Origin of the sequence: uncultured Tateyamaria sp. (assembly GCF_947496075.1) — a bacterium.
GTDB lineage: Bacteria > Pseudomonadota > Alphaproteobacteria > Rhodobacterales > Rhodobacteraceae > Tateyamaria.
The window spans coordinates 149,877-166,367 of record NZ_CANMBJ010000005.1; the positions used below are offsets into that span (position 1 = coordinate 149,877).

Below are 16,491 nucleotides of genomic sequence, written 5' to 3' on the forward strand. Positions count from 1 at the left end.
TCTCCGGCAAGCATCGCCTAGGCTGCGATGAACTCGTTCCATTTGCGGACCATGTACTGGTTCTCGTCCATCACCGCGTTCCAGCAGGCCACGGCGCCCATGCGGTCGTAGAAAGACCCCCCGTCGCGCACGGCGCCGGCTTTTTCCATGACGTCACCGAATGGGTTGGCGATGTCGCCCTGGGCCGCTTTGCCTTCGAACCAGAAGCCCCATTCGTCGTTAGACATGAAGGTTTTGGAGGTTTCAGGCACAGCGGAATAGTAACCCTGACGCATCAGGAAGCCGCCAACCCAGCCGGAGAGGTACCAGTTGATGTATTCATAGGCCGCATCCAATTCCATGCCGGACAGCGAGGCCGAAAGGCCAATACCACCCCCCCAAGAGCGATAGCCCTCTTCCAGCGGCTGATAAACGCATGGGATGCCTTGGCTGCGCACTGCGGTGATGGCTGGCGACCACATGGATTGAATCACGACTTCGCCGGATGCCATCAGGTTCACGGATTCATCGAACGACTTCCAGAAGGCCCGGAATTGCCCGGCTTTCTTCGCTTCGGTGAAGATACCGAGTGTCATGTCGATCTCTTCTTTGGTCATGTTGCCTTTGTCAGGGTAGGTGTATTCACCCATCGACTCGACCACCATGGCCATGTCCATGATGCCGATGGAAGAAATGTCGAGGATCGAGGCCTTGCCTGCGAACTCTGGGTTCAGCAGTTCGGACCAGTTGTTGATCGGACGGCCAATCAGGTCGGGGCGGATGCCCAGGGTATCAGCGTTATAGATCGTTGGGATCAGGGTCATATAGCCTGACTCTTCGTCCACGAAGTCAGTGCCGTTGACGCCGGATGTGAAGCCAACGGTGTGCGGCGCGGTGCCCTGAGCAATCACGCTTTCCGGTGTCAGTTTCCCGTTGCGGAAGATACCCACGATCTTGTCGTAGTTGGCGATCTTGGACGTATCCATCGCCTGCAGGTTGCCTGTGGGCCAGACCTTTTTGCAGATCCAGTATTCGATGTCGGCAATGTCAAAGCTGTCGGGCTGCGTCGCCGCACGCTGGGTCACGCTGTCGGAATCCAGCGCTGTCATCTCCAGCGTAAAGCCCAGGTCTTCCTTGACCTTTTTGGCCACCTCATTCAGGTTCGACACCCCGGTGCCAAACTGACGCAAGGTGATGTTTTTCGTCTCTTGTCCCCACACCATTGGAGCCGGAAGCGCGGCGGCCGCCACCGCCGCGCCACCCGACTTCAAAAGCGAGCGACGCGAATAGCGTACTTTTGAAATTGTCGTCATGTCAGTTTCCCTGTTTTAGGTTTCGTTAACTTGCCAAGGCGTGTGCGGCCTCGGCTTCCCAGTCGAGGCCAATGGCCTCTCCCAAATCCTTCGGGTCACCGAAGAAATCCTTGTCTGAAAGAAGTGCAGTGACCTCTTGTTCGCCTCGAACGACGGCGGTCAGTGCGACATGCGTGCCCTGATATTCGATATTGGTGATTGTGCCGGGCAGTTTGGCGGTATCCGTAGATGTGACCTGCAAAGCATCAGATCGAATGGCCACCATGCCGTCAGGCATGGACACAACATTGTGCGAGCCCAGGAATCGGGCGACAAACGCCGACTTGGGGGCCTCGAAGACAGACCGTGTTTTGCCAGCCTGTTCAATCTTTGCGTCGTTCATCACGACAATCTCGTCGGCAAGCGCCAAGGCTTCATCCTGGCCGTGGGTCACGTGAACAAAGGTGATCCCAAGTTCGCGCTGGAGTTTTTTCAATTCGGCCCGCATGCGAATACGTAAGAATGGATCAAGGGCCGATAGCGGCTCATCCAGCAGCAGCACATCTGGCTTCGTGATCAGCGCGCGTGCGAGAGCCGCGCGTTGTTGCTGCCCACCAGACAATTGTGCGGGAAGGCGGTCTGCCAAAGCAGTCATATCGACCAGTTCCAGCATCTCTTTCGCCCTGGCATGTCGCGCCGCGGTCTCGACGCCTTGCATGCGTAGGCTGAAGGCGACGTTGTCCAATACGCTGAGATGCGGGAACAGCGCGTAGTTTTGAAACATCATCGCGGTGCCGCGTTTGGCGGGTGGCAAGTGCGAAATGTCTCGCCCGCCGAGGGTGATTGACCCATCCGAGACGTTTTCGTGACCTGCGATCATCCGCAAGGTCGAGGATTTCCCGCAACCGGACGGCCCCAAAAGACAAGCATATGTGCCCGCGTTGAAGTGGTAACTGATCGCGTCAACGGCAACAGTCGCCCCATAGCGTTTTGTCAGGCTGATTAGTTCAAGATCCAGCTTTTGGCTCATCGTACCCCCAAGGTCGTAAAACCACGCTGGCCGATGAAATTTGGTTCGACCAAGTTGAATCAGACCTTTGCCAAGCTCAGAAATGGCGAGTTGCCCGAAATCGACCAATTGATGCGAGCATTGTGCAAAATTCAGGCAAAAATTGTATACAATCCGGATTCGTTTTGTGTCAGGTCTTGAGCGCCCTCTGCCCGCTGTGCAGGTTGCGACAAGGGGGTGCTGAATGCCGCTTTTAACTGAGCCCAAGACCGCAACCGTTGAGGAAATCGTTGGTCAATTGACCGAGGCCGTTCACGAACACCGCCTGCAACCCGGTGCGAAGCTGCGTGAAGATGAGGTCTGCGAGATATTTGGTGTCAGCCGTACCATTGTGCGGCAGGCCTTGCGCTCGATGGAATTCGAGGGCCTGCTCACAATTGAAAAGAACAGGGGCGCCTTTGTCTCGAAACCCACGCTGAAAGAAGCGCGAGAGGTCTTTCAAGCGCGTGCATTAATTGAACCAAGTACGGCGCGTGCCGCAGCGGATCGCGCCAATGCCGAAGATATCGTACTACTTGAGCACCATATTGAACAGGAGCACGCGGCGCTCGACCGTGGCGAGGCAGGGCTCGCGTTGAAGCTGTCCGGCGACTTTCATCTCGAGATCGCGCGCATGGCTGATCAGCAGACCATCGAACAATTCTTGCGACAGTTGGTGTCCCGCTCGTCTCTGGTCATTGCCTTGTATTGGCGACGTCGGAATGCGCTTTGCGAAAGCAATGCGCACCACGCCCTTGTCGATGCTTTGCGCAAGGGTGACGGTGATAATGCCGAAGAGCTGATGAAGGGGCATTTGCTCGATATCTTCTCGCAACTTGATCTGCGCGAGCGTCAAGAAGCCACAACCTCGTTAAAGGACGCGCTCCGGCGATGATTGAATATCGCACTGCAACACTGCCAGAGTTGAAGCTGATCCTGGATTGGGCCGGGGATGAAGGCTGGAACCCCGGTCTGGATGATGCGGAGGCCTTTTTCGCAGCGGACCCGGATGGGTTTTTTGTGGCTGTTGACCGGGACGATACACCGATTGCTGCAATCTCGGTCGTCAATCATACGCCCGATTTTGCATTTCTCGGTCTTTACATCGTACGTCCAGCCTATCGCGGGCGGGGCATCGGGTTTGGCCTTTGGGCGCATGCGATGCAGCACGCAAAGCACCGGACGGTCGGACTGGACGGGGTAGAGGCACAGCAACAGAATTACCGCGCATCGGGATTTGTACATGCAGGCGGCACCACACGTTTTACAGGTCATTTAACTGGGCAGCACGATCCGGACATTCGCCGCATACGCTCTGATGACATCCCGGCCTTGATCCAGATGGAGGCCGAGGCCTCGGGCGTGGCAAAACCCACCTACCTGCAGGCATGGTTTTCCGGTGCCTCGACCCGAACCACTATTGTCCTTGAGGATAAAGGCGTTATCGGCGGCTTTTGCACGGTGCGTTCCTGCAGGTCGGGGGCAAAGATCGGTCCTTTGGTCGCCGCAGATACCGGGATGGGGTACAGGTTGATTGCGCACGCAGCGACAACGTTTGATGGGCCTGTGACCTTGGACGTTCCTGAGACATCAGCAGGCTTGGCTGACCTTTGCGAACGTTTCGGGTTGGAGGCCGGTTTCAAAACAGCGCGTATGTATCGCGGGTCTTCTCCAGCCAGGAACCACCCAACTTACGCGGTTACAAGCCTTGAGCTTGGCTGAAAACGCGCCAAGATCTCCCATTCTGGTTCAGGGGATTTGGCCAAGCCAAACGTCCTGAGCTGCTAGGGTGCTTTCATCGGTCACTACAACCATCAGCGCTATCATGCGAGATTGCGTAACCTGACACCCGCCGACGTCTACACAGGCCGCAGGCACACAATACTTCTCGAACACGAAGGACAAAAACGAAAACCATGAGACTGAGGCGCTTGCAGCACGCAAAATCAGCGGCTCAGCTGAAACCAGATGAGCGATGACTCATCAAAGTCAAACTGCCATCAGTCTCAATTTATCTGATGACGGACAGGCAAAAAGGTTGCCCCGCCCATTCAAATCGGGCCGGTAGTGCAGCAGATAGAAAAACCAGAATCGTGTAATCGACTATTCTGACCCGTACGCACTCAGCTCACACTCCATACGAGCTCAGATAGCCGTTTCGCCACATGATCGACTTATGGTGTATTTTTTCCCGCATAGATACACATGATTCTGGCTTCAAAACCACAGAGCAGCCATGCTTTCGAAGCTGAAAATCTCATTTATTTTCAATGTGTCAAGAAATATATAGGCGCGTTGGTGAAATTGTTGGGAGTGACTTTTGATCAGCTTCATACTACCTTAACGGGAGTAACTATTGATTTTCCGTTTTGTTCACAAATTGCAGGTCTTTCAGAAGATGTATTCCCTGCCACCTAAATCCGATCGCTTTTCCGAAATGAGTGGTGGTGCATTGGTGTCCTCCTCCCATCTGACGCTTTCAACGTCGCGATCAAGCAGCTACGCAATAGGCTATGGCCAAGGCATATTTCATCAACGCAACGCCCCTCTCCATGACGGTCAACCTGAACGCAGCCCCAACAAACAATCCATTGGCCGCCTTCGAGATCGTTACAAAACGTCAAATGCCTGTAATGAAATACAATTCATGGCCAGCCACGATTGCAGCCTATGCCGGGCGCAACATCTTTGGCGGAAAAAAACAGATCAATGCAATCACCGTGTTCATGGAATCACACACCGCTCCACTGGTGTTCAACGTACAATCGGATGTATCGATCGTGCTGGATTTGTATTTTTACATTCAGGACGGCGCGATCACCGGCGCGGACATGACCGGCGACAGTTCAAAAATTACCATCGTTCCATGGAACCAGGATTTGACGCGCAAGATGCGCATCCAATCGCTGAATGCATTCAGCTCCGACCAGTGGCGCACGTAACGAGCACACACTGCACGGCCAGAAAGGCGTCCCCCCCGAACCGCATTGATGCTGCCACGACAGGAGGGAGCAGATGGCTTCGAACCTGCGCATAATAAATTGGCAAGCGGACAAGATGACGTCCACGCTGAACACCAAGGCCTTGGCACCGCTCGCGCACAGCGAGGCCAAGTATAACTACATCCCGAATTCCCTGACGGTCCGTCGCGAACCGGCAAGCGAGCCTGCGCCCGGGGTCTGGGGGCGGCACAACACGTTGGTTGTGCAGTCCGAAGGAAGTTCGGGATCGCAATTGTACAACGACCTTACCGATCCGGCGGACGCAGCACCGAATATCGAAATGCTGTTATGGATATTCCCCGATTATGTGGTGTTTTCGCAGCTCGAAAAACAGCTGGGCCAAAAGATTTACCCGTCCTGAAGGAACCACTCACGCAGACCGATTTTTCAACCAAGAGGAAGTCCAAAAATGGCAAAAGCGTATTTTATCAATGCAAGCCCCACTGATGTGAAGGTGACACTGAACACAGGTGCGCAGAACGCGTTGGCAGCGGTTTCGGTGAATACCGACGGGACAGCGGTTTCAGGCCCCGCATGGGCGGCAAAAATCGAGGCCCGTCCCAGCCCAAACGTGTTTGGCGGGGATACACACGACAACGAGGTTTTGTTCGTGTCCGAGCAAAAAGCAAAGACCCGTCGCTACACCATTACATCCAAGGTCTCGACCGTGCTGGATCTGTATTTCTTCATGTTCGAGGACACGATCGTCGGTGAAGACGCCACCGGCGACAGTTCGGGCATCACGATCACCTTGGTCGACAAGCGAGACGGCTAACCTGTCAAGGCGGCGCTGCAGCCGCCTGACATGATCTACAATCATAAGATGTCCGACCGGCCGGTTTTCCGGTCGGGCGTTATCCCTATACCGCGCACACTTCTGGGGGGTGTTGAGCTATGGCGAACGCATATTTCCTGAATGGCTCGATCAGCGATATCGAACTGGTTCTGAACCAGGGCGGAAAACGCTCGATCAAGGGTCTGGACCTGCAGAACGCGCAACTGGATATGACCACCGAATACGGGTGGGCCGCAACCCCGGCGGCGGATGTTCTGGGCACCGGGTCCAACGAGTTGGTGGTCAATATCAACAACGGCCCGACGATCAAATATGAAATCTATGTCGGACACGAAGTCAAAACGGTTCTGGATGTCCAGATCATTGTTTTCGACAACGCTCTTCAGCCACGCAACACGGTGACAACGGACGGGTTTGAGATCAGCGTAATCCTGTTCGACGAGGAAAAAACGGTCGCAATGGCCGCGATGGAGGAGCACGAACCGGACGCTGCGCTGTTCACAACCCGCACGGCCCCAGCAGTTGTTCCGCATGAAAGTGGCGATGACATCAGTTTCGCGCGGGCCGCGACCGATGACACAGCGACCTTGTATGTTGCCAGCAACAACGGGTCCGGCGGCGGCAATATCGCGTTGACCTATTACTATCTGTTCGAAGGCCAAAGCACGACGGATACGCTGACCTTACCCGAAAGCTATGACAGGACGGGTGCCTATGTCTTTTCTGACGAAGACGTTGACCCCAATGATCTGCTGGCCGAGTTGAACGGCGTTCTGACCAAGGAACCCACCACGTTTTCCCGCATCGCCTGGCGTCACGATGCAAACACTTATGACATTGTTGCGTCGTCAACCGCTTATGCAGTGCCGACAAACGCGACGTTGCAAATCGGGACGTGGCAGCTGGACTTGCGGCGTAACACGCGCATTTCGCTCGATATCGATGCACCGGCCATCAAGTTCGACAAGGCATCAGGCGAAGAAAGCATTCAGGTGCAGATCGTCGAGAACGACTTACCCCAACCTGTCGGCACACGTCCAACGCAAGTGGTGCTGCCCTTATCCGGCAATCACCGCGGCACGCTGACCTTTGCCTGGGATTGGAGTCATTACGAGTTGGGCCAGCAATACGCGGGTTTGCAGCGCGTGTTCTATGGCCATGACGCGACAGGCGCTGACGCGGCGCAATACCCACTGTTCACGCCTGCATCTGATCCGGGGCCGATCAGAGTCAAAGATTTGTTTTTCAACGTTTATCTGCAACCGCTTTCACCATTGAACGACCTGCGCACACGCATGGCCCTTGATCTGGGCGAACCCAATGCGCTGACATCGCAATACTTGTCCAGCACGACCAATGCGCCTGTTTCGATCTCTCCAGCGGCCCCCAAGACCCAAGATCTGACCGGCGGCTTCGCCTTTGCCAAGAACACCGGGACAGAGGAAAGCGACCGGTACCTTTGCCCGGTGGGTGAGTTCGAAGTAGCCCCCGGGGATGGTCTGACAGCAGAAGAACGCGTCCAGATCCGCAGCGGGCTGGCAGGAACCGAGTATGTTTTGGTCGAGCCCGGTGACCGGTTGTTGTTTGAATCGGGCAAACCAGCCTTTGCCAAGTCCTACGATCCGCAGGATGGCACGCCCACCACGTTGGACGGCGCGTTGACCACAAGCTGGATACGCGTACTCAAGCAATCCGCAGTCGAAGCTGCTGACGACGTCGAAGTGGTCAACACCAGCTATTGTGCGCAGGCGTCATCGTCGACTTACTTCGGACGTGAGTTGGACGCAGCGAAGGCGCGATACGAGTTTCCGATTGCGGTGGGGGCAAGCCTGCTGCAATTCGAACAGGCCAACGAAGACGTGGCCTTTCCCATGCTGCCCTATGGCGGGGTGTTCTACTCTGACGATGACGAAGGGATCGTGAACCCCAACGCAGACCTATCCGCCGAAGAGCTTTCGGCGATTGAACGACAGGTGGTCTCGCCGGATCGGCGGGACACGTTGCAACCCTATTTCAGCGTCGATTACGGCCCGATCTTTTTTGATACGTCCACCAACCTGGCCTTTGACGGCGGCTTTGCACGCACGCCGTTGGGCCTGTTGGTGGAGCTGAACCCTGTCAACGGTGGCACGCCGCCCGCGGGAACAATAAAGAACCTGATCCTTGCACGCAGCCCGCAGAACCCGGACCAGTTCCTGCAACTGACCTCGAATGAGGGCAGCAATGGCGTGGTCAACCCGACGTTTTCAAACACTGTGCTGAACGACAGCCTTTTCATGGTGGCGACAGATCAGAGCGCGTTCGAACCGTTTCCCGACAAGAACATCAAGCTTGGGGATTTCACCTTTGATGTCCAAATGGGCAATGCCGACAATCAGGCTGTTGCGATCTTCAAGTTTGTGCCTGGTGTCTCGGCACGCGCCCTGATCGAGGATGACAACACCTGGACCACGTTGATCGCAGATGGTGCGACGAAATCAGATGTTCAGACCCGGCTGCTGACTTATTTGAAGGCAGCCGACGAAGGAGGCGACCTGTTCGCGGCCTTCCGCCAGACGATTGATGACCCCAATTGGAACGGCATCCTGATTTTCAACTGCCCGCTCAATTATGACGAGCTGCCGCTGGACATTCAGATCCTGCTGGGCGGGATCAAAGGGCAGCTGTTGGCGCATCACTTTGGCATCACGATCAACCGGGTCGAGGACAAGGACAGCGCCGCGTCGGTCGAACACAGCTCGCTGTTTTCGGTCATCAACTACGACGCCTCGAAGCTTGATCCGCCTTACACCATCCCCGCCTCGCCGCCGACCGAGTTCCCGGATTTCCGGGTGTTGCTGTTGAACGTGCAATACGCCAACAGCAAATTGGCGGTGTTCGACTCTCAGATTGCGTTCAGCATCAAGGAGTTGTTCGGGAGCAGCGTAACCCTGCAACCAGGGCCATCGCTGGATTATCCGGAATATGGCACCATTGTCATCGACGGCGTTTATACCTTGTTCGAGGATGGCACCGGATCGCTGTTGTTCTCGACCCAGGACGAGCGCAGTTTCGTCTATGACGACACGGGCGACAAATTCACCGCACTTGTGGCCCAATCGATAACCGAGGCGACTCTGGTCCCGGTCACACGGCGTGACGGGACCGGTGATTGCGAAGTGATCGCCGCGTCCGCCTTCCGGATCAGCGGGCTGCTGGCATTCAAAGACGGGATTGCGGGCGATCTGTTCTCGTATGGCGAGGTTGCCGACAACGTTCCGACCAAAGGTTTGGCGATCACTGGTTACAGCTTTGACATGACGACCTGCATCAAGGCCGACAACACCGCCGATTTGATTGACGGAATCCCAACCAACCTGACCGGCGTCAAGGTTGACCAAATGCTCAGCGAGGCGCGGGATTACAGTTTCGAGCGCACGTTCCCCGGTATCATCGAGGCCGTTTTGCCATCCCCCGACGGACTGACCCCATCCGAAATTGGAGAGTGGCAGGTCAAGACGGGCAGCGGGACCAACACTGGCGCCCCGCGCTACAGCCTTCAATTCGAAGTGCCGCTGGGCACGTTCGGCATGTTGGCTTCGTTCAAGACCGACCTGACCGCGACGCTGTTGATCGGCTGGGATCCCGACGCGACAGATCCGGAAAAGCAGGTGGGCGTGATCCTGCGCCTGCCGCCAGAAATTTCTGGGCCCAAAGGGTTCATGTTCGAAGGCGTCATTGCCTCGGACTTTGAATACGTGCAGCTCGACCGGTTCGAGTTTGGCGAGACGACTTATGTTTCAATGCTGCGGTTCATGCATTTTCAGTCGATGTTGCTGAATTTCTTCCTCAGTTATGGGGTTGGGCCCAAGGATCTTGGCATTTTTGGCGCGCCCGGCGATCCTGGCGGTCGCAACTCACTGTTCTGGATTGGTAAATCCACCGACACAGACTGGAACGGGCCAACGATCAGCGTGACGCTGGTGGATGTGCCGCAGGGGTATCTGGGCCGGTCGTTCGAGATCAAGACCGACCCGACCAATCCAAACGTGATCACCGACGTATTCAATCAGTTGAATCTGATGACCGACAAGACGGTCGAACAGGTGGCGCGTCTGATCTTTGCCAATCTCGATCTCTACAATTCGGACGCAGGCATCGCCTTTGCGCTTCAGTTCAAATACCAAAGCCTCAAACTGACAACGGTCCTGATCGATTCCAGCTTTTATGGATTGCAGATCAACATCACCCCGCCGGAAAAGAAAGAACCTGACGGTGGCGGCGGCAAAAACGGCAACGGCAAGAGGCTGGTTGCCAGCGACGGCAACGCCGTGATGGCCGACGATGACAAGGACGGTGACGACAAGGACGAAGGTGGATTCCTGGGCAAGGTCAAAGGCTTTACCTTTACCATCATCTACCGAAAAGTGAGCGATGAAGTCGGTGTTTATTCCGCCGACATTTATCTGGATCTGGGCACCATCCCGCTGGGTCCCGTGATGCTGTCGCTTCCGAATTTCAGCATTTCGATCTGGACCAATGGCGATTGGCGGTTTGCCATCGGCTGGCCTTTCACCGGGACAACGGCACATCCGATCACGGTCCAGTTCCAGGCGGGCCCGTTGCCCCTGATCGTCAAGGCCGGGTTCTACCTGGGCAAACTCAGCAGTGCCGCCGCGCCTGACCAGTTCGGGACCGAATTCAATCTGATCTGGACCTTTGGTCTGGGGATTGCAGGAGGCGTCGGCAAGGAGTTCGAAAAAGGCCCGCTGAAGGCCGGAGCGAGCCTGATGCTGGGCTGCACAATCGAAGGGTTCCTTGCTTCGTTCGATGGCAAGATGACACAGACCGGTGTCGACTACTGGTGGTGGGGTGTCAGCCTGTCGCTGACCGGCAACGTGTTCGGCAAGGTCGATTTCAAGATCATCGCGGTGGACGTGTCGCTGACCATTTCATTGACCGTCGCATTCGCGATTGAGACCGCGCATTCGTCGCCATTGAAATTGACAGCCGAAGTGGTTGCCAAGGCGTCGATCAAGATCGTGTTCGTCAAGATATCGTTCTCGTTTACCGCCAAGCTGGACCTGATCGACACGGTGATCGGCAGCGGGTCTGCGGTTGCGAAACTCAGTGGACCAACGCCCACGGCCGTGAATTCTGGCCGACCGCTCGAGGCGGATATCCTCCTGGAGGCCATGGCAAGGCCAGCCAGCGCCCCATGGGCGCGGTTGTCCCACGGCATCCACACGCGGCTTGTCAAAGACAAGACCCCGATCACTGTGGGCTTCGTCCTGCAACCGACAGCCATTGCGACCGGGGATTCGACAGAAAACTGGGCGCCACAGGGCGTCGCCACTCTGGTCCTGGAATCCGGTAGTCTGGGCAGTCCGTTTGGCGTTCTTGCGTCGGAATTGTCCAGCTGGCTGGTGCACAATTACAGCGGATCCGCGACCACGTTCCAGGAACAGTTGGCAGCAACCGAAGCAGCGTTGCAAAACGGTGAATTCGACCGCGAAGCCATTCTGAAGGCGCTGTCCGATACGTTCATCTTCAACATCGGGAAGACCACATTCACGGCTGACACCGCCGTTGTGTCGATGGCCATGCCCGACAGCCTTGGCCTCGAGTACAATGGCGGCAAGGTGATGAACGCCTCGCTGCGCAGCGCCATCGCCAGTTTCGGCCACCTGCGCTTGCCGTCGAACTACACCGACATTGTCGCGGCGTATTTTGGCGGTGGTGACAGTCTGCAAGCCGCTGAGATGGTGGAGGAATCGACTGCCGCGCTGGTATTCGACGAATATTTCAACCTGCTGGGTCAGCAGGTCATTGAATTGCTGATCGAGACCGGTGCGCCAGATCTCGACACCGCGTTGAGCGAAATCAGCATTGACGATCTGGGCGGCTTTGTGTCGCGTTTCCTGATGGGCGGTGTGCGTCTGCCTGATCCCAATGACACCAGCAAGCTGGAGGCGCTGTATGTCCTGACGGGGCAGCAATTCGCGCTGGTCAAAGCGGATGATGCGTGGGTGTTGGGGGCAAAGTTGACCACCACCGCCGACACGCCCGAGTGGATCAAGGTCGCGGATGATGCCACATCCAGCCTTGATCCATCCATGGTGCACACCACGGGCCCGGCCACGCCGCCGTGGACCGTGGGACCATTGCGCGCACTGGTCGAAAAACCGCTGATTTTCCCGATGAACAACATCAATAGCTGGTCCGACGGGGATGACGACTACATCATCAACACATTGTCTGAGGATGTTGTGCAAGCGGTGCGGGATTGGCGCAAGGACACGGGCGCAACCACAGGTCCGTGGCTGACCAATCAGCTGTTTGGTGGTGAATCAGATGCCGATCAGCAGACTGACCTTTCAAGTGGCGGCACGCCCTGGGAGGCGGACAGCGCACTGGTCCTGCCGATCCGATTGGCCTCGATCCCCGATCCGGATGCGGTTGAGCCGGGTGCAATCCTGACTGACACGTTCTCGTTGTTGGGTACGGACGAAGCCAACCGTGCGATGTTGCAGGCCCTGCTGGACGAGATTGACGCAGGCAACGAGTCCGTGAACTCCATCGACTTGTTGGTGAGCGAAAGCCGGGGCAACTGGGCGTCTTCCAAGACACCCCGCGTATTGGTGCGCACCGATCTGTCGACCGTCAGCACACCTGCGGGGGTGGCCGCCGCCAACGCGGTGGCCGAAGCCAATGCGGGCACGGATGCCGAACCGACCCCCAGCCTAAACTGGGCGAAACCAGGTGAAGGTGGTGTGCAACTTGCCCGGTTCCTGCGCCTGACATGGGAAGTGTCCGTCGTGCATTCGTCGGGTTTCTACCTGCAAGTCGAAGGGCTTGATCTGAACATATTCCAGAACGGTCCGGCTGATCTGGCGTTGGTGGTGCAATTCGGCACCAAAGGGTCGATCACACGTGCAGCACCCTACCAAAACGCGTTGATCGGATCGGCGCCCGACAAGGGCAAGGCGATCTTCAGCACGTTGGCCGAAGACTCGGACGGCACTCCAGTCCAGGGATATGCTGCTGCCTATGCTGGCGGTTCAGTCGGGTGGTCGATCACTTGGGACAACGCACCAGACGAGGCAGATGCAGGCAGCGGTGACTTTCTGCAGGGGCTGTACCAGATGGTCAGCTACCGCATCGAAAAGATCAATGGCACTGCTCAGCCCAATGAGAACTGGAGCCGTCCGATCAATGCGAATGACGAAAGCGGTGCCGGTGCCGACGCGGTCACGTGGATCTATTCCAAGGCGTTCGAAACGGCGACGCCGGTGGGAAGCGACAACCGCTATGGCGCGATCAACGATACGTTCACAGTGCGCATCTCGATCGAGGACGTGTTCGGAAACTCGGTCCCTGCATCGCTGATGGCCACCACGGACCTGAAGGTCGTTTACAACGACGATCTGATGGGGTTGGCCGATTGGTCGGGCACGCAGGTGTATTACGCGGTCGAAGACAAGGGTGGCGTGCAGTTGGAACTGCGCATGTCGTTCGATCCGTCGACGATCCAGGATGCCGAAGGCAAGGTGAATGCAGATCAATTGCAGGTCACAACCGACCAATATGCCAAGATCTATGAACAACTAACCGATCAACCGAACACCAGCGCTGCGGTGGATACCGGCGACACGCTGGCGGATGCACCTTTGGGTGTGCTGGCGTCGGGGGACAGCGTGATATCGGGCCTCGTGGGTTACATAACGCCTCTGCTGGACTGGCTACGGGCAGGCGGTACCGGTGAGGCACCTGCGGCCATTACGTTGGCCATGCCGCTCGACAAATCACAGCCTGCAAACTGGGCGGGTGACTTGCAGGAGCTGGTGGTCAGCCTGGTGCTTCAACGGGCTGATGTGCCTGATGACATTGCCGACAAAGCACCTGAGGTCCGCATGGTCACCTCTCCGATGCAGCCGGTGGAGGACACGGGCGAAAAGGACGATCCCTCGGGCCTGACGACGTTCGCCGACAAGTTCGAGACGGCGTATTATCCGTTCGATGACAAGGTTGGCGTGGTCAAGGTTGCCACCGGGCAGAACAGCGACATCACCAGCCAACGCTTTGGCCGCCGCAGCATTTGGTTGCAGCGCTGGGGCAAGGGCGTGGGCACCGAGGTCGAGATCGTCAAAGGCGAAGATGGCAAACCCGAGCCGATCTTCTATGCACCGCCCCCCCTCAGCCGTCAACTGATCACGCGGGACGTGCCGAACCTGAAGGATTACGGCAATCCCAGCGGCTCGGACAAAGGCTATGATCTGGTCAATCGCATTTTCAACAGTACGGATATGGACCAATGGGGCGCGCTGTTCCTGACCACGGTCGAAACGATCTTTAGCCCGATCATGGCCCCGGCCGTTGCGGATCATTCCAGTATCGAGGACGAGCTGTACGATCCCTTTGTGGAGAACAAGGAAACGTTGGCCGGGTCGATTTCGGACAAGATCACCTATGTCTACGACGAACTGGACGGCACGGGTGATCCGAAGTCTGCCAAAGAGACGTGGCGGCAGGCCTTGCTGCGCACGTTGGCCAATGACTATGGCTTCTCGACGCTGACGCAGCTGGAGGCGATTGTGAACCTCAACGGTCCGATCGAACCCAGCGGGGACCCTTCGCTGCCGCCACAACTCTATGGTGCCGTGCAGGTCCCCGGACAGGGTGACCCGGACAAGCTGCCCTATTCGCTGACGCCGTCGACCCTACCGCTGGTGCAAACCACAGACGACCAAAAGAACTGGCTGAACTTCCTGGTTTCGGCCAGTGACCCAGAGGCACAGCGCGCTTTCAATCTGGATCTGAACTATGAGGTCAACCAGTTGGAGCATCAGCGCGATGGTCAGGCATCGGATCGTGGATATGTCCCGTCCAGCTGGCTGACCTTTGTCCTGCAACAAAACCCCGGCGATCTGCCGCAGGAACAGGACAACACGCTGACACAGCCGATTGGCGAAACACGGATTCCGATCCCGTTGCGCAGCTATCCGCCCTTGCCCAAACTGCTGTCGACCAAGGCGCAGGCCAAAACGACGGTCAGCACCATTCAGGATGCGCTGGTCTGGAGCTACGAGTTGCAGGTCGAACGCTCGGCCGCCGATCAGGACACCCTGAACCTGTCGCTGACGTTCAACCAGCTGCAAACGAACATGGGTCCCACATCGGTCTCTACCGCGGCCTTGTTGGCCACCGACGACGGGCGCGACCCGCCCAAGGATTTGTTCGATGCGCTGGCGCGGTTTGTCTTTGAATATCCACAGCTCGAACCCAAAATCGAACAACTGCCCGCCGATGGTGGTGCAGAGTCGGTCAACGCGCTCAAGGATTTCAGCGCGATCATCGCAGGCGTTGCGGCAACATGGAGCAGCTGGCAACCGCCGGAGCCACCGCGCGGTGGGCTGGACCGGGTCACGGCGGATGACGACACTGAAGTCTGGCACTTTAACATCCAGAATGTCGAAAACAGCACGGACTTACAGGTGAAAGGCACTTGGTCGCGCTCAAGCGGCACGCCGCCATGGCCAACGATCACTGGTTACACGTTCAAATCAGCCAGCGGTGATACAGCGATCTATTCGCCCGACAACGGCAAGTCGGAACGTGTTCTGACGCTGACATGGGAGAACCTTTACGTCCTTGACTACCAGAATGTGCTGCCAAGCGCGTTCACCGAGCGGAACCGAAACCTCGCCGTCCCACCCCAGCAGACCAACCCGGACTTTGTCTATCGCACTGAAACGGTCGCGTGGCCCACGCCTATCGTGCCTCTGATTGGTGCACCAGACCAGATAGACCTCGAGTCAAAGGCGACGCTGGCAGAAGCTGTTGAGGCGATGTTGATCGACCTGACCACCCCGCCGAAGGATTCGGTTCAGAACGGCACCAACCCACCGTTGGAAACTGAAAGCTCGATTTCCTACCGGTATGAGGTCATGGCGAATAAGGGCAACAGCGCCTACAGCGTGCTGCCGGTCTTCCTGGTCGCAGGTAAAGTTGATCCGGGTGATGAAAGGACACTGGCTGCTCAGATCGCGTCAAATCTGGCAAATTGGCAAGCAACCACGAGCGCACAATCCCCCGACAGCAGTCTAAAGTTTCTGCTGACGGTATTTGCGACCACGATTGTCACCGACAATGACCGACTGCCGCTGGTGCAGTTCCAGGAGCTGGTGATCCCTGTGCCGAAGGATAGTTCAGGTTGGTGGTGATCCCACCAACCTTACGGCTGCGCCTGGGTAGGTCCAGTATGTGTACCTGCGTAACCCCGTCAGGGCCTTTGAGACAGACTGGGTTGTTTTGCTAAGCGAGAGTTGTGAGCTCATCATGATCTTTGAGAGGATACGAGATGAGATCAAGTACTGGGCCGAATGGATAGCTGAC

9 protein-coding genes are annotated in these 16,491 nt (G+C 56.9%); 7 read left to right on the forward strand and 2 right to left on the reverse strand.

Annotated elements, in window-relative coordinates; genetic code table 11:
- Positions 1 to 17: 17 nt before the first annotated feature.
- Both Q1A51_RS17800 and Q1A51_RS17805 read right to left on the reverse strand, forming a co-directional pair.
- Positions 18 to 1,283, reverse strand: a complete 1,266-nt coding sequence (locus tag Q1A51_RS17800) for an extracellular solute-binding protein (RefSeq protein WP_299604855.1) — start codon at positions 1,281 to 1,283, stop codon at positions 18 to 20.
- A gap of 34 nt (positions 1,284 to 1,317) precedes the next feature.
- Positions 1,318 to 2,301 (reverse strand): ABC transporter ATP-binding protein, encoded by a 984-nt coding sequence (locus Q1A51_RS17805; protein ID WP_299604360.1) that lies wholly within the window; start codon positions 2,299 to 2,301, stop codon positions 1,318 to 1,320.
- Between the two features lie 223 nt (positions 2,302 to 2,524).
- Between Q1A51_RS17805 and Q1A51_RS17810 the strand changes: the two genes are divergently transcribed.
- From Q1A51_RS17810 to Q1A51_RS17840, 7 genes are all read left to right on the forward strand, one after another.
- Positions 2,525 to 3,214, forward strand: a complete 690-nt coding sequence (locus tag Q1A51_RS17810) for a GntR family transcriptional regulator (RefSeq protein WP_299604363.1) — start codon at positions 2,525 to 2,527, stop codon at positions 3,212 to 3,214.
- On the forward strand, positions 3,211 to 4,041 hold the full coding sequence (locus Q1A51_RS17815) for a GNAT family N-acetyltransferase (protein WP_299604366.1): 831 nt from the start codon (positions 3,211 to 3,213) through the stop codon (positions 4,039 to 4,041). The genes Q1A51_RS17810 and Q1A51_RS17815 overlap by 4 nt, the downstream gene beginning before the upstream one ends.
- 483 nt (positions 4,042 to 4,524) lie before the next feature.
- Positions 4,525 to 4,737 (forward strand): hypothetical protein, encoded by a 213-nt coding sequence (locus Q1A51_RS17820; protein WP_299205047.1) that lies wholly within the window; start codon positions 4,525 to 4,527, stop codon positions 4,735 to 4,737.
- A gap of 95 nt (positions 4,738 to 4,832) precedes the next feature.
- The gene (locus Q1A51_RS17825; RefSeq protein ID WP_299604369.1) at positions 4,833 to 5,261 is read left to right on the forward strand and encodes a hypothetical protein; all 429 of its coding nucleotides are present in this window, start codon (positions 4,833 to 4,835) and stop codon (positions 5,259 to 5,261) included.
- 73 nt (positions 5,262 to 5,334) lie between these two features.
- A complete protein-coding gene (locus tag Q1A51_RS17830) occupies positions 5,335 to 5,682 on the forward strand; it encodes a hypothetical protein (protein ID WP_299604372.1) in 348 nt (115 codons plus the stop codon).
- Between the two features lie 48 nt (positions 5,683 to 5,730).
- Positions 5,731 to 6,096, forward strand: coding sequence for a hypothetical protein (locus tag Q1A51_RS17835; RefSeq protein WP_299205038.1), 366 nt, complete (start codon positions 5,731 to 5,733; stop codon positions 6,094 to 6,096).
- A gap of 119 nt (positions 6,097 to 6,215) precedes the next feature.
- Complete coding sequence (locus Q1A51_RS17840) at positions 6,216 to 16,319, forward strand: hypothetical protein (protein ID WP_299604375.1); 10,104 nt, start codon at positions 6,216 to 6,218, stop codon at positions 16,317 to 16,319.
- Positions 16,320 to 16,491 lie beyond the last annotated feature (172 nt).

What these genes read in the sequence shown, in the direction of transcription:
- Q1A51_RS17805 (WP_299604360.1), bottom strand. Translation starts at nt 2,301, where the DNA reads ATGAGCCAAAAGCTGGATCTTGAACTAATCAGCCTGACAAAACGCTAT.
- Q1A51_RS17840 (WP_299604375.1), top strand. Translation starts at nt 6,216, where the DNA reads ATGGCGAACGCATATTTCCTGAATGGCTCGATCAGCGATATCGAACTG.
- Q1A51_RS17825 (WP_299604369.1), top strand. Translation starts at nt 4,833, where the DNA reads ATGGCCAAGGCATATTTCATCAACGCAACGCCCCTCTCCATGACGGTC.
- Q1A51_RS17830 (WP_299604372.1), top strand. Translation starts at nt 5,335, where the DNA reads ATGGCTTCGAACCTGCGCATAATAAATTGGCAAGCGGACAAGATGACG.
- Q1A51_RS17815 (WP_299604366.1), top strand. Translation starts at nt 3,211, where the DNA reads ATGATTGAATATCGCACTGCAACACTGCCAGAGTTGAAGCTGATCCTG.
- Q1A51_RS17835 (WP_299205038.1), top strand. Translation starts at nt 5,731, where the DNA reads ATGGCAAAAGCGTATTTTATCAATGCAAGCCCCACTGATGTGAAGGTG.
- Q1A51_RS17810 (WP_299604363.1), top strand. Translation starts at nt 2,525, where the DNA reads ATGCCGCTTTTAACTGAGCCCAAGACCGCAACCGTTGAGGAAATCGTT.
- Q1A51_RS17820 (WP_299205047.1), top strand. Translation starts at nt 4,525, where the DNA reads ATGATTCTGGCTTCAAAACCACAGAGCAGCCATGCTTTCGAAGCTGAA.